Annotated in this window: 21 protein-coding genes; 12 read left to right on the top strand and 9 right to left on the bottom strand. The window is 59.6% G+C overall.

From position 1 onward, the window contains the following. Positions 1-90: 90 nt before the first annotated feature. Together L4923_RS09100 and ade are read left to right on the top strand one after the other, a co-directional pair. Positions 91-885, top strand: coding sequence for an MBL fold metallo-hydrolase (locus L4923_RS09100; protein ID WP_239363881.1), 795 nt, complete (start codon positions 91-93; stop codon positions 883-885). A gap of 218 nt (positions 886-1103) precedes the next feature. After that, positions 1104-2870, top strand: coding sequence for an adenine deaminase (gene ade / locus L4923_RS09095; protein WP_239364223.1), 1767 nt, complete (start codon positions 1104-1106; stop codon positions 2868-2870). Between the two features lie 8 nt (positions 2871-2878). Here the strand turns inward: ade and L4923_RS09090 are convergent, their stop codons facing one another. Further along, entirely contained in the window at positions 2879-4000 is a 1122-nt protein-coding gene (locus tag L4923_RS09090) for a Gfo/Idh/MocA family protein (protein ID WP_239363880.1), read from the bottom strand. Between the two features lie 103 nt (positions 4001-4103). Between L4923_RS09090 and L4923_RS09085 the strand changes: the two genes are divergently transcribed. Further along, entirely contained in the window at positions 4104-4973 is an 870-nt protein-coding gene (locus L4923_RS09085; RefSeq protein ID WP_239363879.1) for a LysR family transcriptional regulator, read from the top strand. Between the two features lie 20 nt (positions 4974-4993). Here the strand turns inward: L4923_RS09085 and L4923_RS09080 are convergent, their stop codons facing one another. Further along, positions 4994-6157, bottom strand: a complete 1164-nt coding sequence (locus tag L4923_RS09080; RefSeq protein WP_239363877.1) for an alpha/beta hydrolase — start codon at positions 6155-6157, stop codon at positions 4994-4996. A gap of 94 nt (positions 6158-6251) precedes the next feature. After that, positions 6252-7238 (bottom strand): alpha/beta hydrolase, encoded by a 987-nt coding sequence (locus L4923_RS09075; RefSeq protein WP_425530925.1) that lies wholly within the window; start codon positions 7236-7238, stop codon positions 6252-6254. A gap of 287 nt (positions 7239-7525) precedes the next feature. Here L4923_RS09075 and ilvA point away from each other — a divergent pair, with 287 nt between their 5' ends. Both ilvA and L4923_RS09065 read left to right on the top strand, forming a co-directional pair. Then, on the top strand, positions 7526-8782 hold the full coding sequence (gene ilvA / locus L4923_RS09070) for a threonine ammonia-lyase IlvA (protein WP_239363873.1): 1257 nt from the start codon (positions 7526-7528) through the stop codon (positions 8780-8782). Then, positions 8779-9327 carry a DUF1697 domain-containing protein gene (locus L4923_RS09065; protein ID WP_239363871.1) on the top strand — a complete coding sequence of 183 codons (549 nt, stop codon included), beginning with the start codon at positions 8779-8781 and terminating at the stop codon, positions 9325-9327. Before ilvA ends, L4923_RS09065 begins: the two co-directional genes overlap by 4 nt. 2 nt (positions 9328-9329) lie before the next feature. Here the strand turns inward: L4923_RS09065 and L4923_RS09060 are convergent, their stop codons facing one another. Beyond that, on the bottom strand, positions 9330-9620 hold the full coding sequence (locus L4923_RS09060; RefSeq protein ID WP_239363868.1) for a DUF2218 domain-containing protein: 291 nt from the start codon (positions 9618-9620) through the stop codon (positions 9330-9332). Between the two features lie 114 nt (positions 9621-9734). Beyond that, positions 9735-10175 (bottom strand): lactoylglutathione lyase, encoded by a 441-nt coding sequence (gene gloA / locus L4923_RS09055; protein ID WP_239363867.1) that lies wholly within the window; start codon positions 10173-10175, stop codon positions 9735-9737. A gap of 270 nt (positions 10176-10445) precedes the next feature. Here gloA and L4923_RS09050 point away from each other — a divergent pair, with 270 nt between their 5' ends. From L4923_RS09050 to L4923_RS09040, 3 genes are all read left to right on the top strand, one after another. After that, positions 10446-11006 (top strand): cold-shock protein, encoded by a 561-nt coding sequence (locus L4923_RS09050; protein ID WP_239363866.1) that lies wholly within the window; start codon positions 10446-10448, stop codon positions 11004-11006. Positions 11007-11202: 196 nt separating this feature from the next. Further along, a complete protein-coding gene (locus L4923_RS09045) occupies positions 11203-11700 on the top strand; it encodes a DUF192 domain-containing protein (protein WP_239363865.1) in 498 nt (165 codons plus the stop codon). Between the two features lie 15 nt (positions 11701-11715). Beyond that, a complete protein-coding gene (locus L4923_RS09040) occupies positions 11716-12483 on the top strand; it encodes an alpha/beta fold hydrolase (protein ID WP_239363864.1) in 768 nt (255 codons plus the stop codon). 28 nt (positions 12484-12511) lie between these two features. Here L4923_RS09040 and L4923_RS09035 read toward each other — a convergent pair whose 3' ends face one another. Together L4923_RS09035 and L4923_RS09030 are read right to left on the bottom strand one after the other, a co-directional pair. Further along, positions 12512-13111 (bottom strand): HD domain-containing protein, encoded by a 600-nt coding sequence (locus tag L4923_RS09035; protein WP_239363863.1) that lies wholly within the window; start codon positions 13109-13111, stop codon positions 12512-12514. Then, positions 13108-13887 carry an enoyl-CoA hydratase-related protein gene (locus tag L4923_RS09030; RefSeq protein WP_239363862.1) on the bottom strand — a complete coding sequence of 260 codons (780 nt, stop codon included), beginning with the start codon at positions 13885-13887 and terminating at the stop codon, positions 13108-13110. The genes L4923_RS09035 and L4923_RS09030 overlap by 4 nt, the downstream gene beginning before the upstream one ends. Before the next feature lie 124 nt (positions 13888-14011). On the opposite strand from L4923_RS09030, the gene cysE reads away from it, so the two are divergent. Continuing rightward, on the top strand, positions 14012-14860 hold the full coding sequence (gene cysE, locus L4923_RS09025) for a serine O-acetyltransferase (RefSeq protein ID WP_239363861.1): 849 nt from the start codon (positions 14012-14014) through the stop codon (positions 14858-14860). Between the two features lie 292 nt (positions 14861-15152). After that, positions 15153-15353: a DUF3126 family protein gene (locus L4923_RS09020; protein ID WP_239363859.1), complete on the top strand. Its 201-nt coding sequence runs from the start codon at positions 15153-15155 to the stop codon at positions 15351-15353. A gap of 32 nt (positions 15354-15385) precedes the next feature. Here the strand turns inward: L4923_RS09020 and L4923_RS09015 are convergent, their stop codons facing one another. Continuing rightward, entirely contained in the window at positions 15386-16126 is a 741-nt protein-coding gene (locus L4923_RS09015; protein WP_239363857.1) for a hypothetical protein, read from the bottom strand. A 171-nt stretch (positions 16127-16297) separates the two neighbouring features. Here L4923_RS09015 and L4923_RS09010 point away from each other — a divergent pair, with 171 nt between their 5' ends. Then, positions 16298-16825, top strand: coding sequence for a gamma carbonic anhydrase family protein (locus L4923_RS09010; protein WP_239364221.1), 528 nt, complete (start codon positions 16298-16300; stop codon positions 16823-16825). Between the two features lie 177 nt (positions 16826-17002). On the opposite strand, the gene L4923_RS09005 is transcribed toward L4923_RS09010, so the two are convergent. Next, on the bottom strand, positions 17003-17605 hold the full coding sequence (locus L4923_RS09005) for a transglutaminase-like cysteine peptidase (RefSeq protein WP_239363853.1): 603 nt from the start codon (positions 17603-17605) through the stop codon (positions 17003-17005). 368 nt (positions 17606-17973) lie between these two features. On the opposite strand from L4923_RS09005, the gene L4923_RS09000 reads away from it, so the two are divergent. Continuing rightward, positions 17974-22404 (top strand): PAS domain-containing protein, encoded by a 4431-nt coding sequence (locus tag L4923_RS09000; RefSeq protein ID WP_239363850.1) that lies wholly within the window; start codon positions 17974-17976, stop codon positions 22402-22404. The last annotated feature ends 8 nt before the right edge of the window (positions 22405-22412 follow it).

Below are 22412 nucleotides of genomic sequence, written 5' to 3'. Positions count from 1 at the left end.
GGCACATCCGCTGTTCCCGCAACAGCGTTGGATGAGCGGGCGGCAGTTCCGATATGCGGATTCCTGTGGACCAGGACAATGGAGCGCGCCATGACGAACCGACCTGACGAATTGTCTGCAAACATCACCGCAACGCTGATCGGCGGTCCGACCGCGCTGATCAGCATTGGCGGCCTCAATCTACTTACCGATCCGGCCTTCGATGCGCCGCAGGCCTATGATGGAGGGGTGCGCCTGGTGAAGCTGACCGGCCCGGCCTTGCCCCCCGGAGAATTGCCGCCCATCGATGCCGTTCTTCTGAGCCACGACCAGCATTTCGACAATCTCGACCATGCCGGCCGCGCTTTCCTGCCGAAAGCCGGCCGTGTGCTGACAACGACTGCCGGGGCAGAACGCCTGGGAAATCTCGCTGAAGGTCTCGATCCCTGGCAGAGCGTGGACGTTCAGACGCCGCAAGGCCAGCGGCTGGTAATAACGGCGGCTCCCGCGCGCCATGGCCCGCATGGCTTCGAACCGATCAGCGGCGATGTCATCGGTTTCGTCATTTCGCTGGGCGATGAGAAGGGACCGAGCATCTATATTTCCGGCGATACAGTCTGGTTCGATGGTGTCGCCGAGGTCGCCAAGCGCTTCGATGTGCGCCTTGCGGTTCTGTTCACAGGATCTGCGAAACCGCGCGGTGCCTTCCATGTCACGATGGATGCCAATGACGCGATCGAAGCGGCTGCCGCCTTCGCGAAGGCCACCATCGTCGCGATACACAATGAAGGCTGGGAGCATTTCACCGAAACCCAGGAACAGCTCGCTCACGCCTTCAAGGCCCTGGGCATCGCCGATCGGCTGAAAGTGCTGGAGAAGGGCACGCCGACTGACTTTAAGATTTAAATTCAGCGCTCTGACGTGACTTCCTTGGTTCCCTGCTTCATTCGCGATTGCCTGATTGAGGCAATGTGTTTGCGGGCGGGGAAGCAAATGAACCGTTAGCTCGTCATCATCGAACTGGTTTCCGACCTGCAGTTTTGCCAGAGTGGCAAATCCAGTGCGATCGACGGAAGCGAAACGTGATTCCAGTAAAATTCTCCCGACCAAAACCCTGGACCGAAATGGCGACGCTGCTTGTCGATGTGGCCACCGGGCGCAAGCCAGCCGATCTGGTGGTGCGCAACGGCCGCTGGGTCAATGTTCATTCGGGAGAAATCATCAGCGGCACCGACATTGCCGTGATCGGCGGTCGTTTCGCCTATTGCGGGCCGGATGCTTCCCATGCCGTCGGGCCGGAGACGATAGTGGTCGATGCCGGCGGGCGTTATCTCGTACCCGGCCTGTGTGACGCGCACATGCACGTCGAAAGCGGCATGGTGACCGTCACTGAATTCAGCCGTGCCGTCATCCCGCATGGTACCACCTCGATGTTCATCGATCCGCATGAGATCGCCAACGTGCTCGGCCTGCCTGGTGTCCGGCTGATGCATGACGAGGCGCTGGCCATGCCTATCAACGTGCATGTGCAGATGCCGTCCTGCGTGCCTTCCGCGCCGGGGCTGGAAAATGCGGGTGCGGTGCTCACTGTCGAAGACGTCGCCGAGGCGATGACCTGGGAGAACATCATCGGCCTCGGCGAAGTCATGAATTTTCCTGGTGTCGCCGCCAACAACCCGGTCATGTCGGGGGAGATTGCTGCGACGGTCAGGGCTGGCAAGGTGGTGGGCGGCCACTATGCGTCGCCGGACCTCGGTCTGCCGTTCCACGGCTATGTCGCCGGCGGGGCGGAGGATGATCATGAGGGCACGCGCGCCGAGGACGCGATTGCCCGCGTGCGCCAGGGCATGAAGGCAATGCTGCGGCTTGGCTCTGCCTGGTACGACGTTGCCGAACAGATCAAAGCCGTTACGGAACAAGGTATTGATCCGCGCAACTTCATCCTTTGCACCGATGACAGCCATTCCGGGACGCTGGTGAATGATGGCCACATGGACCGCGTCGTCAGGCATGCCATCCAACAGGGCTTGAAGCCGGTGACGGCAATCCAGATGGCAACCATCAACACCGCCCAGCATTTCAGGCTGGAGCGTGAGATCGGGTCGATCGCGCCGGGACGCCTGGCCGATTTCCTAGTCGTATCGAATCTTGCCGAAATGACCATCAATGAGGTCTATGGCCGTGGCGTTCGTCTCGCGGCGAACGGCAGGCTAGAGGCCGATATTCCAGCCTATGACTATCCTGCGAGCGCCAAGAACACGGTGAAGCTCGGCAAACGCCTTGCCGCGACCGATTTCGACATCAAGGCACCGGAAGGGGCCAACAAAGTGCGCGCCCGGGTCATCGGCGTCATCGAGAACCAGGCGCCGACCCGTGCGTTGGAGGCGGATCTGGCCGTCGAAGATGGGTTGGTCACCAGCGACCGGGTGGGCGATGTCTGCCAGATCGCGCTGGTGGAACGCCATCGCGGCACCGGGGGCGTCACCAACGCCTTCGTGTCGGGCTTCGGCTACATCGAGGACTGCGCAATGGCTTCGTCGGTCGCGCATGACAGCCACCATATCATCGTCGTCGGCACCAACAAGCAGGACATGGCTCTCGCCGCCAACCGCCTCGCCGAGGTCGGCGGCGGCGTGGTGCTCTATTCGAAGGGCGAGGAACTAGCGCTGGTCGAAATGCCGATCGCCGGCCTGATGTCGGACGAGCGCGCCGAGATTGTGGCGGCCAAGGCCGAGAAGCTGACCGAGGCGATGCGCAAGATGGGCTGCTCGCTGAACAATGCCTACATGCAGCACTCGCTTCTGGCCCTGGTGGTGATCCCGGAATTGCGCATCTCGGACGTCGGATTGGTCGATGTTAGGACTTTCGAGAAAGTCGATTTGTTTGTTTGAGCGGTCGCTCAGCTCAGCTCAACGCGTTTTCCGCTTTCGGCGGATTTCTCTATCGCTGCTATGATACGGTGAACCGCAACCGCGTCGTCGAAGCTTGGTGCGGTGCGCGTGCCGTTCTGCAGGTCGTCTGCCATGCTGGCGTAGAGGCGGGCAACATTGCCTGGCTCCACTTCCCGAGGCCAGCCGGCGCGGTGTGAGGCAGGGACCTCCAATGGCCGAAACACTTTATCCTCGCCACGAGCTCCTTGGAGCGAGAGCTGGACCATCTGCGTATGGCCGGAAGCGCCTGTGATGCGGATGTCGCCTTCCGTGCCGTGGATTTCCCAAAACAGGCCATTGTCGTCCCGTGCCGGGCCGCCACGATAATGAATGGAGATGGGCGCGCCGCTCGCCATGACGCCACTGACCAGAATCTGGTCTGGGGCTGATACCGGCAGCCACTCCTGTGTATCGACTGCAAACGCCAGAGGTCGTTTTGTAGCCAACAGGGCAGAGATTTCCGCGACCTCACCGAGCACGTCGCGCAGGGCTGCCAGCGTATGCCCCACCGGGATCGTGAGCGCGTTGGCGCCGTTGGCACGATCGAGCAGATAACCGTAGGTTCTTTTCTCCGAAATGATACCAGCGCCGAGTGCAGCCCCGGCGCGGGCGACCAAAGTGGTCGACAGCACGTCGCCGACAAAACCGTCGGCGATAAGTTGCCGTAGATACTTGATTTCCGGAGCGAGGCGTGCCTGGGTTCCAACCACGCCCAGCACTCCCTTTTCCCGCGCAAGGGTTGCCATGGCCTCGGCTTCGGCCAGACCATTGCCGAGTGGCCATTCGCAATAGACATGCTTGCCGGCGGCGATCGCCGCTTTCACGATGTCGAAATGCGGCGGCACCTTCACTGTCACTGTGACGATGTCGACATCCGGCGCGGCGACCAGTTCGGCAACGCTGGCGAAGGGCGTCGAAGATAGGCCCATTTCGGCCACCGCCGCCTGCGCGCTCGACAAGCTGGTATTGGCAACGCCCACGATCTCGAAAGTGTCGGACAGGGCCTGCAACGCAGGCACGTGCGCTCTGGCAGCCCAACTCCTTCCCGCTTGAAGGCCTACGATGCCAACTCTCAAGCGGCGTTCGGTCATGTCGCGATCCTCATTTCGTATTTTTCTGGTGACCGAAAGTACATCGGTGCATACCATGCGAAAATTCGGCATATCCGCAGATCAACCTTGAGAATTTGCACAGATGATCGATTGGGAAGACGTCCGGCATTTCCTCGCTGTCGCACAGGAGGGGACGCTATCTGGGGCAGCCCGCTACTTGAAGGTGGACCACGCCACAGTAAGTCGGCGGCTTGCGTCGCTGGAGGCAGCACTCGAGGTGAGGCTCATCGATCGTCTGCCGCGATCCAGCCGCCTGACCTCGCTGGGCCGGCAAGTGTTCGAAAGGGCTCTGGAAATGGAGAGCGCGGCAGACGGCATCGCCCGGCTGGCTAAAGCCGCTCAGGCGCCGCTTGTCGAGCGGATCGCGCTCAGTGCTCCGCCCGTTCTCGTCACGCATCTTCTCACATCACATCTGGCGCGCTTCAGGGCGGAACATCCTGACATCAGGCTTTCCATGTCGGCGCAACCTCAACGCGTTTCGCTTGCGCGACGTGAAGCCGACGTCGCAGTGCGGTTCGTGAAGCCCGACGAAGCCAGCAGCGTGACGCGAAAGATCGGCACGATGCCCTTCGGCCTCTACGCGCACCGATCCTATGCCCATCTTGCCGCCCCGGAGCGTTGGGAATTCATAGTCTGGGATGCGACCTATGCTCATACACCGGCGCAGTCGTGGCTGCTCGGCATCGTTGGTGACCGACCCGTGGTGTGCGAGCTGACCCATTCCAGCGAGCACCTTATTGCCGTCAAGGCTGGTTTAGGTGTTGCCAGTCTGCCTTGTTTCATCGGGGAGCAAGATGGTGACCTGATCAGGGTCGAAAAGGATGCTCCATCCTTCGCACGTGACGTTTGGCTGGCGGTTCACAGTGACTTGCGCAAAATGCCCGCGGTGCGCGCGGTGATGGATTTTGTGACGGCCGTTGTTTCTGAACAGCCATATCTGTCTTTCCGCTAGCTCTTGCCCTTCGCAGGCGCCTATTGCCCGCCTGTGACGACTGTCAGCACCTTGAACGGCGTGGTGATGACGATTTCGGCTACGGAACCGACGGCTTGGCCAAGGCCGGTGCCCAGCTGTTCGATTGGCTGATTGCTCGCCGGCTCGGCCGCCGCGAGCGCTGCCGGCGTCTGAAGTTGCTTGCCCAGCAACTGCACCAGAAGCGGGTTATCGGCGAATTTGGCGTGATTCAGTCTGTCACCGCTAGTGGTCTTGGTCAGGTCGACGACCGTGACGCCATACTGAGCAAGATCGGAGGCGTTGCCGTAATCACCGACACGGGGTTTGGCCCCGGAAATGAAAGAAGAAAGCTGCAACGCGCGATCGTCGGCCGACAGGAGCACAGTGAAGGGCCGGTCCGGCTTGCCGTAGCGCATCATCTGCTTCTTGAACACGTCGACATCGATGTCCGGTGAGGCGAGCACCACATAGCCGAGCTTGCCGGACAGGTCGCGGTCGCCGGTGATTGCCAACTGCCGCAAAGCCTCCATTGCCACCCAGTTGCCCATGGAATGCGCGATGATATCGATGCTCTTGGCTTTGGTTTTGGCCAGGAGCCGCAGCGTTGCCTCAAGATCGTCGCGTGCGGCGTTGGCGCTCTCCTTATCGTAGATGTAGCCGGTGGTCTTGCCGGCAGAGGCCCAGGAGAACAGCACCGGTGTGCCTGGATAGTCGGTGTCCTGCACGATCTGCGTCAAACGAAAGACACCATCGTCGAAACCATTGTTGTAACCATGCACGAAGACAAGCACGCGTCCATCACCGCCTGCGATGTCGGTGCTCACAGCATGCTCGAACTCCTTGGCGTTGCCGTAGAGCGTCGCGCGCGTTGCGGTGAAGTGCTTGGCTGGATTGCTCTGGGCGCGGCCTCTCGCCCGTTCGATCTGACCCACTTGATGGATCTTCGGTACGGAAACGTCGATGCGGGCATATTGCGTGCGCAATGAGCGTTCACTGGCAAATACCTGGCGCGGCTCGATTTTTGCCGCCTGACGTGTGGTCGCGACATAGATGTCGTGCGTGGCAGCGATCGCCGAAGCCGGCGCTTCGATCGCAGTCTTGTTGAGAAGATCGTGCGAATTGGACCCGGCGCAACCGGTAACCGAAAGCGCGACGGCGACAACGAACAATGCCTTCCAGCGCATCAAGCCGCTCCCGATGCCTTCTCGCCCAAGGGTGGCGCTTCCGACTTCGAATAGAGGCAGAATCCGCCCCCGTCCAGATCAATTGAGCCGCAGCTCACATCATGCCGAGCTGCTTCATACGGTCTGTGACCGAACGATCACTGGCGTAGCCATCGTCCTCGCGCAGGCGCTGGCCAAGCAGTTTGATCATCTCGGGATTGTCAGCGAACTTGTTGTGGTTGAACCTGTCCGTACCGGACTTGGATGACAGGTCGACAACGGTCACGCCATAGTCGGCAAGCTCGGCAGCATCCTTGTAGTCGCCTAGGCGCGGTCGCGAGCCGGCAATCATGCCGGACAATCGCAGCGCGCGGTCGTCGTCGGACAGAAGTACGATGAATGGCTTGTCAGGCTTGCCGTAGCGGCGCATCTGGCTCTTGAACACGTCGACGTCGATATCTGGCGAGGCGAGTACGACATCGCCCAGCTTCCCGTTCAGGTTGCGGTCGCCGGTGATTGCGAGTTGGCGCAACGCTTCCATCGTCACCCATGTACCCATGGAATGCGCCACGATGTCGATGCGTCGTGCCCCCGAACGAGCCAGTGTACGCAAAGTCACTTCGAGCTGGTCGCGGGCGACGCTGGCGCTTTCGCGATCATAGACATAGCCCGTCGTCGAAGCGCCGGAAGCCCAGGAGAACAGGACCGGCGTGCCGGGATAGCCGGAATCGTTGACGATCTGCGCCAACCTGTAAACGCCATCGTCGAAAGAGGTGTTGTAGCCATGCACGAACACCATGGCGCGGCCGCCGCGGGCCGCGATGTCGGCATTGAGCGCGGCTTCAAACTTCGGCTCGGTGTCATAGCCGACCATCTGGGAAGCCATGAAATATTTTGACGGATCATCGGATCTGCCACGGCTTTTACGCTCGATCTGACCGACCTGGTGGATCTTTGGCACGGTGACGTTGACGCGCGCATAGTTCAGCGTCGAAGAACGGTCGCCGTCGAAGCCCTGGTTGGGATCGTCGGAACGTTTGCGGGTGGTGGTGATGAAGATCGCGTGATTGCCGACGATGTCGGAAACCGCGGCTGTCACCATGGCGCTGCCCAGAACCTCCTGCGGCCCCTGGCTGGCACAGCCGGCGGCAACAAGCGTCAACGCAACGATCAAGAACCTTCTCAAACGCACGATACGTCCAGCCCTGCTAAATCCGACTCCAGCCGGTTTACTCTTTTGAAAGCAGTCTCCGGACAGGCGAAGTGCGGCTAAAGTAAGTCCTTCACCACGAAAGTTGCGCTGCGGGGTGTCCGTCGGGTGCAAGGTGTTGCGTCAAAGCCAAAATGGCGTCAGGAACGATTGCTGTAATTTCTACAAGGGCTTGCCTCATGACCAGCTTTGTCGATCGGGTTGCCAACGCAGCTGCTGCGGTGCGCCAGATCTTCCCCGAGACGCCCTTGCAGGAGAATGATTATCTATCGCGCAAATACGGCGCGCGCGTGCTTCTAAAGCGCGAGGATCTGACGCCGGTGCGCTCCTACAAGATCAGGGGTGCCTTCAATTTCTTCCGTAAGACGCTGGCGGAGGGCAACGAAGCCGAACTGTTCGTCTGCGCCTCGGCGGGTAACCACGCCCAGGGCTTTGCTTTCGTTTGCCGGCACTTTGGGCGCAAGGGCGTCGTCTTCATGCCGGTGACGACGCCGCAGCAGAAGATCGACAAGACGCGGCTGTTCGGTGGCGACTTCGTCGAGATCCGGCTGATCGGCGACTTCTTCGATGAGTGCTACCAAGCCGCTTTCGAATTCACCGAACAAAGCGGCGCGCACATGGTGCCGCCCTTCGACCACAAGGATATTATCGAGGGGCAGGCGACGGTCGCTTACGAGATTGCCGACCAAATGCCAGGCGCACGGCTACCCGATATCGTCATGCTGCCGGTGGGCGGCGGCGGACTGGCGGCAGGTGTCACGCACTATTTCGCACAAGCGGGCAGGACGCCACGCTTTGTCTTCTGCGAACCTGCCGGCGCGCCGAGCCTCAAGGAAAGCCTCGCTTCTGGCAAGCGCGTAAAGCTCGCGAAGGTCGACAATTTTGTCGACGGCGCCGCGGTTGCCGAGATTGGCCGCGAACCGCTCCGCAATCTGAAGGGATTTTCTGAGGGCGATGTGCGGCTGGTCCCGGAGAACCGCCTCTGCGCTACCATGGTCGAAATGTTGAACGTCGAAGGTGTGGTGCTGGAGCCCGCAGGCGCGTTGGCGATCGATGCTCTGAAGGATTTTCCCCGCAGGGAAATCAGGGGCAAGACGGTCGTGGCCGTGGTGTCGGGCGGCAATTTCGACTTCGAGCGGCTGCCCGACGTCAAGGAGCGGGCTCTCCGTTTCGAGGGATTGAAGAAATATTTCATCATCCGCTTCCCGCAGCGGCCCGGTGCATTGCGTGATTTTCTCGAAATGCTGGGACCAGACGATGATATCGCCCGCTTCGAATATCTGAAGAAATCGGCGCGCAATTTCGGTTCTGTGCTGATCGGCATCGAAACCAAGGATCGCCGAAATTTCGATCTGCTGATCGCCAATTTCGATTCACATGGCGTGCAGTATCAGGACATCACCGACAACGAGACGCTGGCAGGCTTCATTATATGAGCGAGAATGGTTTCGTAGCGCTGTTTTCCGGCATCAATGTCGGCGGCAACCGCATCGTCAAGATGGCCGAACTGCGCGCTTTTTTCGAAGAGCTCGGTTTCACGGATGTTGCAAGCTATGTGCAAAGCGGCAATGTGGTCTTCCGCTCGGCGCAGACTGACATTGCGGCGCTTACCCAGACGTTGGAAGAGGCGTTCGAAAAGCGCTGGGGTTTTCACTCCCGTATCATGGTGCGTGATGCCGCCTGGTTCGCGCGGCTGGTTGCGGATAATCCTTATCCCGAGATTGCGGAAGCTCCGACCAAATTGCACGCGATGACGCTTGAGCGCGAACCGACGTCCGATGAAATCGGCAGGCTCGCAGAAAGATGCACCGGACCAGAGCGCTTCGAGGTCAAAGGCGATATCCTTTACCTGCATGCACCGGATGGATTGGGCAAATCAAAATTCGCCGAAATCCTGCCACGCACGCTGAAAGTGCCGGGTACCATGCGCAACTGGCGAAGCGTTCTTGCGCTCGCCGAGATGATCGGTCCGACGCGCTGAGATCAAGCTGCCGGGCGCTGCCAGCTGAAGATCAGCTCCTCGCGGAAGGCGAACCGTTTGATGTGGTCTTCCACGACGCGTTCAAGCTGTTCCATTTGGGCGGCGTCGCCTGCCGTCAAGGCTATGTGCAGCGCGGTCGCATCGGCGTCCATTATGGTGCGGCCGATGGTCAGTTCGATTTCCCCGTGTTTCGGATCGAAAGTGACGGGAAACTTGTGTGCCCAGTGCTTGCAGAGCTGCTGCAGATAGCGGCTGGCATGTTCGGTAGCGACGTCGGCATTGCTGGTCGACATGGAATTCTCCGTTCGGCTGTCTGGCTGGCGTCGTGCTGGCTGAAGGGAGCGGGCCGGTTCATAGAGGCCGTGCCCGCGAGAAGTTAGGCGGCGGTGGTTCCGCTCGTTCCGAAATCACCAGGTGCCGGTATTGGCCATGGAGGCCCAGGGTTCCGCCTTTTCCTTGGCGGCGCCCTTCTGCAGAAGCTCGATCGAGATGCCGTCGGGCGACTTGATGAAAGCCATGTAGCCGTCACGTGGCGGGCGGTTGATGACCACGCCCTGTTCCTGCAGGCGCTGACAGGTCGCGTAGATGTCGTCGACTTCATAGGCGAGGTGGCCGAAATTGCGGCCGCCCTTATATTCTTCGGGATCCCAATTGTAGGTCAGCTCGATCAGCGGTGCGCGTGCTTCGACGCCGCTCTTCTCATCCTCGGACGCAGCGAGGAAGATCAAGGTGAACCGGCCTTGCTCGTTTTCGATGCGGCGGACTTCCTTGAGGCCGAGCTTATTGCAGTAAAAATCGAGGGATTCATCGACATTGGTCACGCGGACCATCGTGTGCAGATAGCGCATTTTTCGTCTCCAGCCTTGGGTGGGCGCAACATAGGGGGCTCAGTTCCGGGTCGCAACGCTGAAACACCGAAAAGACGGAACGGCCTCGGCAGGTGACGTTTTTATTAGGCCGGCTGAATATATCTCTGTATGTCACGGTGAAAAAAGGCACGTCAGGTCTTGCACACCCCGGAAGGCCAAGTGTTAATCTCATATAAAGAATCAGTTGCGGCAGTTTCGGAGAAAGGGGGCGTTCTGATGGGGGAAAAAGCCTCTCTGACCGGGCGGGATATGCTCCGCAGTACCGCTGGTCATGACGAAATCGGCGAGTCCACGGATCTGCAGGAGGTTTCCGGTGCGATCAAGTGGTTCGACGTCGCCAAAGGTTACGGCTTCATTCTTCCAGACGATGGCGTTTCCGGCGATATCCTGCTGCATGTGACTTGCCTGCGGCGTGATGGCTTCCAGACCGCGCTGGAAGGCGCGCGCGTGGTGTGCCTCGTCAAGCAGGGCGACCGTGGCCTTCAGGCTTTCCGCGTTCTGTCGATGGACACCTCTACTGCGGTCCACCCAGCGGAACAGCAGGAACAGCGCACGCACGCTACGGTGACACCTGAAAGTGGCCTTGAGCGGGCTCTGGTCAAGTGGTTCAACCGCACCAAAGGTTTCGGTTTCCTGACCCGGGGCGAGGGCACCGAGGACATTTTCGTGCACATGGAAACGTTGCGCCGCTACGGAGTGACGGAATTGAGACCCGGCCAAGTGGTACTCGTGCGCTTCGGCCGTGGTGACAAAGGCTTGATGGCCGCCGAAATTCATCCGGACATGGGAACATTGCCGGTCGCCCACTGAACGCAAGGCAATCAGGGCTAGAGGCCGCGCCCGCGCGGCTTTTTTGTTGTCTTGCTGGTCTCGATGACCATGAACTGCCGACAACTTATCATATTTAGTTATTCCTGCTTGTCTCGCACCACGTTGCAACACGCTTGCGCAGGTTTGCGAGCCGTCTAGGGTGAAGCTGTGGAGCGGACTCGCGCAAGGATTGGAAATGGTTCGATTTTCGCTACGGCAATTCCTCTTCGCTGTCGTTGCCATCGCCTGTCTTGTCGCCGGGAAGTCCTTGGCTGCGGAAGGGCAGGCGATGATGTTGCCCGTCGACCCTGCGCCACTGGTGGCGGTGACAGCCAAGGGTGACCGTGCTTTCCAGATAGAGATTGCCGATGACGGAGGTGAACGCGAAGCCGGATTGATGTTCCGCGAGACCATGCCGGACGATCGCGGCATGCTGTTCGTGTTCCCTCAGACGCAAGGGGTGGGCTTCTGGATGAAGAACACGCCGATGGCGCTCGATCTGCTGTTCATCGGCCAGGATGGCCACATCAAGGCGATCCGCCAGGGTGCACCGCATTCGGAAGCCGTTATCGCGCCCGACCAGCCCGTGCGTTTCGTCCTGGAGCTGAAGGCGGGCACGGCTGCGCGCGAAAACATCAAGGAAGGCGATCTGGTGAAGCATCCAGCCGTCAATGCCGTCTCAGGCGTCAACTGAAGGTAGTCCCGCTCAATGCAGTTTTTCAGCCATGACGGCTTCGAACTCGCCTTTCTCGATCGCCAGCCGGCTACCGGCAATGGTGATCCGGTGTTGATGATCCACGGCTTTGCTTCCAGCCACTATGTCAACTGGGTGTCTCCTGGCTGGTTCAAGACATTAAACGATGCCGGCTACCGCGCCATCGCTTTTGACCATCGTGGACATGGCGCCTCGACCAAGAGTTACGAGGGCGCCGACTACACGCCAGACAAGATGGCTTCGGATGCGGCAGCGCTGCTCGATCATCTGGGTATAGAGCGTGCTCATGTGATGGGCTACTCGATGGGCGCGCGTGTATCGGCGTTCCTCGCACTTTCCGATCCTGACAAGGTCGCTACGCTGGTACTGGGTGGTCTGGGCATCGGCATGGTCGATGGCGTCGGTGACTGGGATCCGATCGCCGAGGCCCTCATGGCGCCCGATGCTTCCGCAATCACGCACAGGCGTGGCAAGATGTTCCGCAGCTTTGCCGACCAGACCAGGAGCGATCGTCAGGCGCTCGCCGCCTGCATCGTAACGTCCCGCGAATTGCTTTCTGAAGACGAGGTTTCGCGTATCGCGCAACCAACGTTGGTGGCGGTCGGCACGACCGATGATATAGCAGGCTCGGCCGACGATCTTGCAGCGCTGATGCCTAACGCGGAGGCATTTCACATCGAAGGACGCGATCACATGCTGTCGGTAGGCGACCGCACTTTCAAGAAGCGGGTTCTGGAGTTCTACGCCGAACATCCGCTTTGAACCTATCGACTCACAATATCCACGATCCCTAACTGGCTCTGAGCGTATCGATCGATCGTCTGAGGTTCTCTCTTGCTTGCTTCTCAAAGCGATCGCGAAAGATGTCGGTATGGAAGATATGCTCGCGCTCTAGGAAGGTTTTCAGAACAGCGCCGCGCCCGGCAATCCACAATGGCTGTTCTACCCAGGCATATTCGCGCCGCACCGCCGCCTCATAGGCATCGAATGTTTCCGGTGCTGTACCGAGGATCGATAGATCCATGTCGAGCAGCAGAGCTGCGTCGCGTCTCGCGGCTGCAGGTTTGATATCGGGAATCGTATGCGTCGCGGTTGCCTCGATCATGCGGGCGATGCGATCAAGTCGCTCGTTGCTGACGCTCCCAGCGAGTTTTTCGCGAGCGAGGTCGGCACTCCGTGTCTCATTGTCTTTGGCGCGGCTGTCGTAGATCGCGTCATGGAACCAGATCGCAGCCTCGACCGCTGCAGGATCCGAGAAGGCGGAATGGTATTCGTCGAGCAGGCTGAGCAGGGCTTCGATGTGGGTGATCCCATGATAGTGGCGATCGCCAGCGCGATAGAGCGCCGACAGTTCGGCTTTCAGAACTGGTGCGATCAGCGAGGCGCTCATCGGCCGATGAACTCCGGCTTGCGGCGCGCTTGGAAGGCGGCGCGGCCCTCGGCATAATCTGCACTGGCGAAGGTCAGATCGCCGGCCTCCCGGGCGAGTTCGGCATCGACTGCGTTGCCACTCAGTTCGGCTTGGATCGCCAGTTTCGAGGCACGCACCGAAAGAGGGGCATTGGCGGCTATGGCTGCCGCGAGTTTGGCCACGCGTGGCTCAAGCTCGTCGGGAGCAACGACTTCGAGCAGAAAACCCATCCTGAAGGCTGTCCCCGCATCGACACGATCGCCGGTGAAGGTAAGGTAGCGCGCCATCTGTGAGCCCAATGCGGCAACGATATCGTGCATGTCGTCCTGCGGGTAGGCGAGGCCGAGCTTGGCCGCAGGCACGGCAAATAACGCATCGGTTGCCGCGATCCTCAGATCCGCAGCGGCGGCGAGGCCAAACCCACCGCCGAAGCATACGCCCTGAAGCGCTGCGATCACGGGCACCCGAGCGCCGCGCACAGCGGCAAAGGCCGCGGAATTAGCGGATTCGTAACTGCGCGCATTATCGCCGGCACGCAAGGTGTCGAATTCAGCGATGTCGGCGCCAGCCGAAAAATCAGCTCCCGTGCCGCTCAACGTGATCGCCCGCACAGACGGATCGGCCGACAAAGTCTCGAATGTCTCTGCAAGTGCCTGCCACATGGCGAAGGTGATGGCGTTCTTCTTCAGCGGCCGGTTGATGCGTACGGAAGCCACATTATCGGCGACCTTCACGATCAAGGGTTCGTTTTCCATGCCAGGTTGAAATCCAGCCAGCTAAAACCATTTGAACAAGCACTAAGGAAAATTGAGTTCACCCGTGCTATGTTATGGCTTATAGGACCGGCCGGATAAGACAAGCCGCCAGCGGAGACTATCCATGAACAGTGTCAGCATCGCCCGCTCCAGCCTGTTGCAGCCTGTCGACCCGATATGGCGGTCGATCCGCGATGAGGCTACCGAGGCGGTCAATCGCGATCCGTTGCTGGCCGCCTTCCTCTACGCAACCATCCTCAATCAGGAGACGCTGGAAGAGGCCGTGATCCACCGCCTGGCCGAACGGCTCGCACACCAGGACGTCGGCGCCGACTTGATCCGCCAGACCTTCAAGGCGATGTTGGACGATCAGCCCGAATGGTCCGATGTCGTGCGTACCGACATCCAGGCCTATTTCGACCGCGATCCCGCCTGTGATCGCTATCTTATGCCGGTCCTCTATTTCAAGGGTTTCCATGCCATCCAGACGCACCGCCTGGCCCATTGGCTGTGGAATCATGGCCGGCGGGATTTTGCGCTCTATCTGCAGAGCCGTTCGTCATCGGTGTTCCAGACCGACATCAATCCGGCTGCTCGGATCGGCAAGGGCATCTTCCTAGACCATGCCACCGGTTTTGTCGTCGGCGAGACGGCAGTTATCGAAGACGACGTTTCGATCCTCCACGCAGTCACGCTTGGCGGCACCGGCAAGGCTGGCGGTGACCGCCATCCCAAGATCCGTCATGGGGTGCTGATCGGCGCCGGCGCGAAAATCCTCGGCAACATCGAAATCGGACATTGCTCAAAGGTCGCAGCGGGTTCCGTCGTGCTCTCGGCTGTACCGCACAACAAGACGGTCGCCGGTGTGCCGGCGCGTGTTGTCGGCGAAACCGGATGCGATCAGCCTTCACGCCAGATGGACCAACTGCTGCCGTCGCAATCGATGGAGCATGTCATCTCCTTCGACATCTAGGGCATTTGGCGTCGATCGCCCGAAAAGAAGCCGGTCTGGAGGGGCCGGTTTTTTGCGCATGGTGATCCTTGGGTGAATGGCGGATTCATCGGAGCTTCGGCCCGATCTGAGGTCAGCCTTCATTCGGAGCAAGCGGCGCACGGGGAATGATCCGTCCCGGTGCGGCGAGCTTTTTACAACGTCACCAATCAGCCGCTCTGCCTTTACATAGCCATCGTTACCGTGCCAGAAGCGCGGAACGCCATGAGCGCCGTTCGGTGCCGGGCAGCCATTTCCTAAGCGGAGAAAGCCGTTGAAACCCGACGAAATCAGAAAGCTGGATGCCTATTTCAAGCGCGTCTTCCAGAACCCGAACCTCGAGGTGAAAGCGCGCCCGCGCAAAGAAGATTCAGCCGAGCTTTATGTCGGCGACGAGTTCCTGGGCCTGATCTACAAGGATGAAGAAGAAGGCGATTACAATTTCTCGATGGCGATTCTCGACATCGACCTGTAATGCGGTAAGGCGCCTCCGATTGGAGGTGCCGGTTATTTCTTCAGCGCGACGCTCGTCTTGAGGCTGCGCGCTGCAAAGGCCAAGACTGCTGCGTCGAGCGCTGACCAATCAGCCAGGAATTCCTTCGGAAATCGATATGTGAGGCTGAGGCGTTCGCCGATCAGCACGTCCCGCTCGCAGGGTGCAAGCGATTGCTCGGCGCTCGGCCCGGCAAGGCAACGCGCAACGAACGGTACTTGTCCCGGACGTTCGGCGACCGCCAGTGTCTCATTGAGATAACCGGACTTTTCGGTGAACGCATAAAGCGTCGTGCCGGCGGGGCCAGGCGTGCCGGGCTGCAAGATCAGCGATGAGTAGATCGGGGCATAACGGCCGCTCATGTCGCGCGACATTGCTTGCTGTTCAATGGTCATGAACAGGATAGTGCGCTGGCCGCGTGCATTGTTGAAGTCGTCGCGCGCCGCAGCGCTGTAACCGTCCATTTTCGGATAGCGAAGATAGAGATCGAGCCGATCGGTGACGCCATCGCGACGCGCCTTCTCAAAGCGAATGATATTGGCCGGTACAGCCATTACGTTATTGCCGATCACGACTTCATGCATTTTTGTGTCGTCGGAATAACCGCCCATAGCGATCGAGTGACCAAACCATTTACCGGCGACGCTGATGGCGACCGAGATAAGGGCGATAAGAGCAAAGGCATAGAAGACCTTCACCATCATTGCCGAATCGACCACCCTGAATTCGGACGTGTCGGCTGCAGGTTTGCTCATCTTATTTCCGGGTTGCTGCCTAGCCTTGGTGCGATTCCGGGCGAGGCGCTGATCAAGGATGACTGTGGGGATTTATGGTAAACGGACGGTAAAGATGGGCATGCGCTTGTCAGGCTTGCTGGCGGTCCTTTACTGTCCGCGCGATCCGAACCAGGGGACTTGAGCAAGATCATGCCGCTCTATGCATTGGACGGAAAGGCGCCGCGCTTTGTCGAGGCGGAAAGCAATTGGATTGCACCCGACGCGACCTTGATCGGCGATGTCCATCTCGGCCGCAACGTTGGCATCTGGTTCGGCGTGGTGATCCGTGGCGACAATGAGCCGATCGTGATCGGCGAAGACAGCAACGTCCAGGAACATACCGTCATGCACACCGACATCGGTTTTCCGCTGACCATCGGCGTCGGCTGCACCATCGGGCATCGCGCCCTGTTGCATGGCTGCACCATTGGCGACAATACTCTGGTTGGCATGGGTGCCATCGTGCTGAACGGCGCCCGGATCGGCAACAATTGCCTTGTCGGTGCAGGTGCGCTGGTTACCGAAGGCAAGGTCTTTCCGGACAATTCACTGATTGTCGGGTCTCCGGCCCGAGTGGTTCGAACCCTCGATGAGCAGGCCGTTACAGGCCTGCGTAGCTCGGCTAAGCATTACGTTGATAACGGCAGACGATTCAGGGCGGGGCTGAGTGAGGCCTGATCCGCTGGAAGCGGAGACCAGCCAACGGGTATTCCAATTCAAAAACGGCGGAGCCGGCCCGGGGACGGGGCCGGCTCCTTCACCCGGTCGTCGGGGACGGGGAGAGTGGGGACTCGACCGGGTTTTCCGACGCGTCCTGGACGAGCGAGGCCGGGTCGCCGCCCAGCCCCAGGCGCATCAGCGGACGCTCGCGACCGCGTCGGCGCGGCCGTCGGTGATCGTCACCCAAACGCCGGAATTCGTCTCGGACTGGCGCTTGAGATAGGTGTAAGGCGTGGCGCTCCAAAGCAGAACCTTCGGCTGCAGATTGTCGAGCACGAAGTCGCCCATCGACGTGCGCACCGTCAGCACGGCGTGGCCGTCGCCATTCGGCTGGCGGGCGACCGTGATCAGGAGATCGCCCGCCGGAACGCCGGCCTTCATCAGCTGGCGGCGCTTCTCCAAGGCATAATCCTCGCAGTCACCGTAGCCCTGATCAGGATAGGCCCAGTATTCCTCGACGCCATAGGCTTCGAGGTCGGTGACCGGCTTCACTTTCGTGTTCACGCCATTGTTGATCGAGATCATCGTCGCCCACAATTTGCGTGAGAGCTCGATCGGTGCTCCTTTCGCGGTGCGCTGACTGCATTCTTCCGGCAATTGCTTGCACAGTTGATAGTGGCCAACGGGCTGCGTCGTGCGAGCGCCGGTCGGCATGGAGTCGCCGCCAGCCTTTGCGGTCCCCACCGCGCCGACCAGCGCCGCCACTGCGAACAGCAGCTTGCGTCCAATTCCGTCCATCTTGTCGTCTCCCCGTTTGAGGGGACAATGCCACGGTCGAATTTATTTGACGCAAAATCACGCAGTAGATATTGAATAAAAGGAAGAACGATTTGAAAACTATTTCAAATACAATAAGTATAAAATAGTTACGATTTTTATCATAATTCATTAACCGTACTTTCCATGTCTGCTGCCGGTCACTCTGATGATTTGAGCGGTGGGCAAATTCGATGGTGAGGCTTATACCTCATTGAAATTGCTGGAAAGCGCGGCGCCCTGCGCCTTGCGCGGAGGACTTGCCTTTCGCGTGATGGAGGCGCAAGTCTTGCCCTGTTAAAGCGAGTTCATGCCACTTGAAGTTGTTGAGGGCAGTCAAGAAGCGGCAGATGGATGAGAACGCCAGTCTAAAGTCTGATCGTCACAAGGCGATGGTTCTTCTCGAAGGTGACAGTCTGCTGCGCTGCATCGTCGACCGAGCCGCCATAGCGATGGCATTGCTTGGTGAAAAAGGCCGCTGCCTGTACGCCAATGTGGCATTCGGTGCGCTGATCGGTCGTGATCCCGTAGAGGGCGACGAATTCTACCTGGCGGATATCGTACATCTCGATGATCGCATCGGCATTTCCCAGCCATTGGTTGCGGAAGCGAGCGTAGAGCGCTGCTATCTTCGCGCCGACGGCAGCGTCTTTCATGGCCTCACCAGTATCTCATCGCTGGATCCGGTAACGGAGGACACCCCGTTTCGTTTCATCCTGCAGATCGTCGATATCGATACACGCAAGCTGGGCGAACAAGCGCTGGCCGAGAACGAACGACGTCTGACCGAAGCTTTGCTCGGATCGGAACAGGCCGTTTGGGACAACGATATTCTTGCCGGCCGGATGTGGGTTTCTGCGCAGATGAGGGTCATGCTTGGCCTCGAAGCCGGCGAGATGACCGTCAGTGCGGAGGAGTGGCAGGAAAGGGTACATCCCGACGATCGCGACCGCGTCGCGCGGGCCGCGTTGGGCGTCGTAAAAGGGCTGCTGCCTGCCCATGACGAGACATACAGGCTTCGTCACGAAGACGGACACTGGGTCTGGGTGCGCGCGCGGGGTAAGGTGCTCACGCGGACACCGGAAGGGCGATCGCACAGGCTCGTTGGTACGATCACCGATATTTCACGTCAAAAAGAGATGGAGGCGCAACTCGCCAGTGCGTCACAGCGGCTAGATATCGCACTGGAGGCAGGCGGTATCGGGATTTTCCATGTCGATTATCCATCGGACCTTCGGCATTGGGACGCGCGTACACACGAGCTGCACAACGTAACGGCTGAAACGTTCGACCATACGCAAGAGGGCTTCGATCGGCTGTTGCATCCCGACGATGTCAAAAAACTCGAGCGCATCCGCGAAACAGCGCTGAACGGTGGCGAAACGCATTATCAGGCGGACTACCGCGTCAAAAATCCAGAATCCGATACTTACAGGCACATCCGCGTTTCAGTTCAGTTGGAACGGGATTCGGACGGCGTGGCCCGTCATGGCATCGGCGCTTGCTGGGATGTCACTGCCGATATCGAGCGGACAGCGCAACTGAAGGACACGTTGGAACAGCTTTCCAGTGCGACCGATCATCTGCAGCTCGCGCTCGAGGCAGGCCAGATCGGCACATTCGATCTCGACCCCGCAACGGGCATACGCAAATGGGATCATCGCACCTGTGCCTTGCATGGCGTGACACCGGAAACCTTTGACGGATCACGCGAAAGCTTCTCGCGCTTGCTGCATCCTGACGACATTCCGCGCGTGCGGGAGCGGACACGTCTCTTCGCGGAATCGCGTGATACACTCACCTCGATCGAATACAGAGCAATTCACCCGGCTTCCGGCGAAGTTCACCACATCCGCGTTGCAACCAAGGCGATCCGCGAAGCCGATGGTGTTGTCCAGCGCTTTGTCGGTGTTTGTTGGGATATCACCGAACAGATCGAACGCTCCAAGCAGCTGCATGATGCGCTCGCGCTCCTGGAAGCCGTGATGCGGGGCACGCCGGACTTGATCTACGCCAAGGATCTTGAGGGGCGTTATCTGCTCACCAACAAGTCGGTCGAGCAACTGGCCGGCCGGTCAAGTGCCGAAATCCTCGGCCAGCTGGATCATCAAGTCTTCCCAAAAAAGACGGCGGACGCCGTGGTTCTCCATGACAGGCACGTCATGGCAACGGGAAAGCCATTTACCGTCGAGGAAACCGTTATGGTCGATGGGGTGCTGCGCACTTATTCATCGACCAAGGCGCCACGCCTGGATGAAAAGGGCGAGATCGTTGGCATTATCGGCATTTCGCGCGACATCACCGAGGCCAAGGCGGCAGAGGCCGCGCTACGCAGAAGCGAGATGCGCTGGCAGTTTGCCGTCGATGGCGCCGGTGACGGGGTCTGGGATTGGAATCTGGAGACCGGCTACGTCTTTTACTCCCAGCGCTGGAAGAGCATGTTGGGTTACGAGGAAGACGATATCGGCAACACGGTCAGCGACTGGTCGGAGCATGTCCATCCCGAGGACCTGCCGCGCTGCATGGATATCATCGAAAGACACTTCCGCAATGAGACGGTCGACTTTGTTCTCGAGCATCGCATGCGCGCCAAGGACGGCACGTGGCGCTGGATCTATGATCGGGGCAAGGTGATCGAAAGGGATGAGGCAGGCAAGCCGCTGCGCTGCATTGGCACTCATACCGACATCACCGCGCGCAAGGAAACGGAACAGGCGATCGTCGCTTTGAACCAGCGCCTGCAACTGGCCGTCGAAGCATCCGAGGCCGGTATTTTCGAACTTGACTTCGCAACAGGGCAGTTCACCTGGGACGAACGCATGTACGAGCTGTATGAGCTGTCGCCCGAAGATTTCGACGGCACGCTCGAGCATTGGATGACCTTCATCCACCCCGACGACGTACCTGAAGTGCTGCGTCGCTATGAGCTCGGAGTTCAGGAAACGTCGATATTTTCCATGGATGTACGCATTCGGCGCCAGCATTCGGGCACGATGCGTCACATCCGGTCACTCGCCAAGCTATCACGGGACGAAAGCGGAGCGCCCCTGCGCGCCGTCGGCATGAATTGGGACATCACCGACCACGTCGAACTGACTCAGGCGGTGTTCGAGGAAAAGGAGCGGCTGCGTATCACGCTTCACTCGATCGGCGACTCGGTGATTTCAACAGATGCACAAGCGCGCATCACGTTCATGAATCCGGTCGCCGAACAGATGACAGGCTGGTTGGCGAGCGAGGCGGCCGGCATGCCTTTGCGCGAGGTTTTTCGGATCGTCGACGAACAGACCGGCAATCCCATTCCCGACCCTGTCGAGACCTGCCTCGATCGGCTCCAGCCTTTCTATCTCAGCGACGCTGCAATTCTGATCGGGCGCGACGGCGAGCGCAGGAGCATTCGAGATTCCGCTGCCCCGGTGCGTACCGCGTCGGGCGAGGTCATCGGCGCAGTTCTGGTGTTCCAGGATGTGACCAAGGCGCGCACACTCCAGCAGGCGCTGGAGCATTCCGCCAACCATGACAGCCTGACCGGCCTTCCCAATAGGGGCGCTTTTGAACGGGGGCTGAGGATCGCCTCCGAACAGGCTCGTTTACATGGGCAGGAACACGTCATGTGTTTCATCGATCTCGACCGCTTCAAGCTGGTCAATGACACCGCGGGTCACGCTGCGGGCGATGCGCTGTTGCGTGAAGTGGCCAATGTGATGCGCAGGTCGTGCCGCGAAGACGACATCGTCGCCAGGTTGGGAGGCGACGAGTTCGGACTGCTGCTTTATGGATGCGGTGCCGCCGAGGGCGAAAGGCTTATGATGCAGTTGTTGCGTCAGCTCTCCGCGCTCAAATTTGTCTGGGACGAGCAGACCTATCAGATTGGCGCCAGCGTCGGTCTTGCGGTGATAGGACCTGGCGCGCTGCGCATCGACGAATTGATGAGCCAGGCCGACATTGCCTGCTACACGGCAAAGACGGCTGGCCGCAACCAGGTTTCCGTCTATGGTGGTGCCGGCAGCGAGGCGCATCGCAACCATCGGCAGGTTCAGGTAGCAGCCGGCATCCGCAATGCCATCGAAGCAAACCGGTTCCGGCTCTTTGCGCAGGAGGTGCGCGATCTAAACGCTGGCGCTGGCGGTGCGAGCCACTATGAAATCCTGCTCAGAATGTTGGGAGACGACGGCGGCATCGTCGAGCCGTCGGCGTTTATTCCTGCCTCTGAACACTACGACCTGATGGGCAACATCGACCGCTGGGTCATTCGCACGGCATTCCGTGACTACGGGGATCGTCTGGCCTCAGCGGAGCAATTGTCCTTTGCCATCAACCTGTCTGCCAATTCACTGAACGATCCCTTCCTGTGGCCATTCCTCCAGGAGGAACTGGATCGCTCCGGACTGTCGCCGGGACGATTGCATTTCGAGATCACCGAAACAGCGGTCATGAACAATCTTTCCGCCGCCAAGCACTTTCTGTCCAAGGCGCGCACGGCCGGTTGCGGCGTGATCCTGGATGATTTCGGCACGGGCCTCAGCTCATTCAGCTATCTCAGGCAGTTTCCGGTAAACGGTCTGAAGATTGATGGCAGCTTCATCCGGCAGGTCACGGAAAACGATCTCGATCGCGCCATCGTGGAATCAATCAACGCTGTCGGCCATCGGCTGGGTGCCGTCACCGTCGCCGAACAGGTCGAGGATGAAAAGACACTTGAACTCGTGAAAGCTATAGGTGTCGATCAGGCGCAAGGCTTCGCCATTGCGATGCCGCGGCCGCTTGAAGCCATCTTCTGAATCGTGCC

Origin of the sequence: Terribium retamae (assembly GCF_022347545.1) — a bacterium.
In the GTDB taxonomy this organism is placed as follows: domain Bacteria; phylum Pseudomonadota; class Alphaproteobacteria; order Rhizobiales; family Rhizobiaceae; genus Mesorhizobium; species Mesorhizobium retamae.
The sequence above is the reverse complement of the archived record's forward strand: the minus strand, read 5'-3'. Positions and strand labels throughout refer to the sequence as shown.

Bases quoted from the DNA above. Each gene is read 5' to 3' on its own strand.
- L4923_RS09030 (WP_239363862.1), bottom strand. From the start codon at position 13,887: ATGGAAAACGAACCCTTGATCGTGAAGGTCGCCGATAATGTGGCTTCC.
- ade (WP_239364223.1), top strand. From the start codon at position 1,104: ATGGCGACGCTGCTTGTCGATGTGGCCACCGGGCGCAAGCCAGCCGAT.
- L4923_RS09085 (WP_239363879.1), top strand. From the start codon at position 4,104: ATGATCGATTGGGAAGACGTCCGGCATTTCCTCGCTGTCGCACAGGAG.
- L4923_RS09100 (WP_239363881.1), top strand. From the start codon at position 91: ATGACGAACCGACCTGACGAATTGTCTGCAAACATCACCGCAACGCTG.
- L4923_RS09060 (WP_239363868.1), bottom strand. From the start codon at position 9,620: ATGTCGACCAGCAATGCCGACGTCGCTACCGAACATGCCAGCCGCTAT.
- L4923_RS09015 (WP_239363857.1), bottom strand. From the start codon at position 16,126: ATGAGCAAACCTGCAGCCGACACGTCCGAATTCAGGGTGGTCGATTCG.
- gloA (WP_239363867.1), bottom strand. From the start codon at position 10,175: ATGCGCTATCTGCACACGATGGTCCGCGTGACCAATGTCGATGAATCC.
- L4923_RS09000 (WP_239363850.1), top strand. From the start codon at position 17,974: ATGGATGAGAACGCCAGTCTAAAGTCTGATCGTCACAAGGCGATGGTT.
- L4923_RS09035 (WP_239363863.1), bottom strand. From the start codon at position 13,111: ATGAGCGCCTCGCTGATCGCACCAGTTCTGAAAGCCGAACTGTCGGCG.
- L4923_RS09090 (WP_239363880.1), bottom strand. From the start codon at position 4,000: ATGACCGAACGCCGCTTGAGAGTTGGCATCGTAGGCCTTCAAGCGGGA.
- L4923_RS09010 (WP_239364221.1), top strand. From the start codon at position 16,298: ATGCCGCTCTATGCATTGGACGGAAAGGCGCCGCGCTTTGTCGAGGCG.
- L4923_RS09050 (WP_239363866.1), top strand. From the start codon at position 10,446: ATGCTCCGCAGTACCGCTGGTCATGACGAAATCGGCGAGTCCACGGAT.
- L4923_RS09040 (WP_239363864.1), top strand. From the start codon at position 11,716: ATGCAGTTTTTCAGCCATGACGGCTTCGAACTCGCCTTTCTCGATCGC.
- L4923_RS09045 (WP_239363865.1), top strand. From the start codon at position 11,203: ATGGTTCGATTTTCGCTACGGCAATTCCTCTTCGCTGTCGTTGCCATC.
- L4923_RS09075 (WP_425530925.1), bottom strand. From the start codon at position 7,238: ATGGTGACAGCCGCGGTTTCCGACATCGTCGGCAATCACGCGATCTTC.
- L4923_RS09005 (WP_239363853.1), bottom strand. From the start codon at position 17,605: ATGGACGGAATTGGACGCAAGCTGCTGTTCGCAGTGGCGGCGCTGGTC.
- L4923_RS09065 (WP_239363871.1), top strand. From the start codon at position 8,779: ATGAGCGAGAATGGTTTCGTAGCGCTGTTTTCCGGCATCAATGTCGGC.
- cysE (WP_239363861.1), top strand. From the start codon at position 14,012: ATGAACAGTGTCAGCATCGCCCGCTCCAGCCTGTTGCAGCCTGTCGAC.
- ilvA (WP_239363873.1), top strand. From the start codon at position 7,526: ATGACCAGCTTTGTCGATCGGGTTGCCAACGCAGCTGCTGCGGTGCGC.
- L4923_RS09080 (WP_239363877.1), bottom strand. From the start codon at position 6,157: ATGCGCTGGAAGGCATTGTTCGTTGTCGCCGTCGCGCTTTCGGTTACC.